Source organism: Variovorax sp. P1_H2 (genome assembly GCF_056405295.1).
In genome coordinates this window covers 1-1,575 of sequence record NZ_JBFUCJ010000276.1, presented here as the reverse complement: position 1 = coordinate 1,575, position 1,575 = coordinate 1, and the positions used below count along the sequence as shown (strand labels likewise).

Here is a 1,575-nt window from a genome sequence, read left to right as displayed (position 1 = left end):
CCCAGGTCCTGGTCAGCGACATCCGCATGCCCGGCGGCTCGGGCCTCGAGCTGCTCGACAAGATCAAGGCCAAGCACCCCGGCCTGCCGGTGATCATCATGACGGCCTTTTCCGACCTGGACAGCGCCGTCTCGGCCTTCCAGGGCGGTGCCTTCGAATACCTGCCGAAGCCCTTCGACCTGCCGCGCGCGGTCGAGCTGATCCGCCGTGCGGTCGATGAAAGCCAGCGCGAGGAAGTGGCCGAGGAACGCATGGCGGCCGCGCCCGAGATGCTCGGCCAGGCGCCGGCGATGCAGGACGTGTTCCGCGCCATCGGACGGCTGTCGCAAAGCAATGTCACGGTGCTGATCACCGGCGAGTCGGGATCGGGCAAGGAACTGGTGGCGCGCGCGCTGCACAAGCATTCGCCGCGCGCGAGCGGCCCCTTCGTCGCGATCAACACCGCGGCGATTCCGAAGGACCTGCTCGAGAGCGAGCTGTTCGGCCACGAGCGCGGGGCCTTCACCGGCGCTCAGACGATGCGGCGCGGCCGCTTCGAGCAGGCCGAGGGCGGCACGCTGTTCCTCGACGAGATCGGCGACATGCCTTTCGACCTCCAGACGCGCCTGCTGCGGGTGCTGAGCGACGGGCATTTCTACCGTGTCGGCGGCCACAACTCGGTCAAGGCCAATGTGCGCGTGATCGCGGCGACCCACCAGGATCTCGAGCAGCGCGTGAAGCTGGGCGGTTTCCGCGAGGACCTGTTCCATCGGCTCAACGTGATCCGGCTGCGGCTGCCGGCGCTGCGGGAGCGCGGCGAGGACGTGCCGGCGCTGACGCGGCACTTCCTGCAGCAGAGCGCCAAGCAGCTCGGCGTCGAGCCCAAGCGCATCTCCGATGCGGCGCTGGCGCAGCTCGCGACCTTCGGCTTTCCCGGCAATGTGCGCCAACTCGAGAACATCTGCCACTGGCTTACCGTGATGGCGCCGGCGCAGCTGATCGAGGCCAAGGACCTGCCGCCCGAGGTGATGGCGACCGCGGTCGCCGAGCCGCATGCGGGCGTGGCCCCGGTTGCTCCGATGGCCGGGCGCGAGGATTCGGCGCTGGCTGGCGCGCCGGTCGTTTCGGCGCCTGCCGCTCCGGCCGTGCCCGTGCCGGCATTGGCGTGGGAAAGCGGTCTGGAGCTCGAGGCCCAGGCCATGCTCGCCGAGGGTCGCACCGACGTCTGGGATGCCTTGTCGCGCCGCTTCGAGTCTCGGCTGATCCTGACGGCGCTGGCCAGCACGCGCGGCCGCCGCATCGAGGCGGCCCAGAAGCTCGGCATCGGCCGCAATACGATCACCCGCAAGATCCAGGAGCTGGGCCTCGAGTGATGCCCTGCGTCTGGGGCGGCTCAGCCGAGGGATCGTGCGCGACCAGGCCGGCGCCGGGCCGCCCCAAGGCGGCCTGCGGCCCCCTCGGGGGGCAGCGACCCACACGCAGTGGGGGAGCGTGGGGGCCAGCCAGGCCGGCGCCGGGCCGCCCCAAGGCGGCCTGCGGCCCCCTCGGGGGGCAGCGACCCACACGCAGTGGGGGAGCGTGGGGGCCAGCCAGGCC

General features: G+C 71.6%; 1 protein-coding gene. It reads left to right on the top strand.

Going from position 1 to position 1,575, the window contains the following annotated elements:
• Positions 1-1,352, top strand: a 1,352-nt coding sequence (gene ntrC / locus AC1D2E_RS35800; protein WP_478201786.1) for a nitrogen regulation protein NR(I), incomplete at its 5' end; no start/stop codon positions are given.
• Positions 1,353-1,575 lie beyond the last annotated feature (223 nt).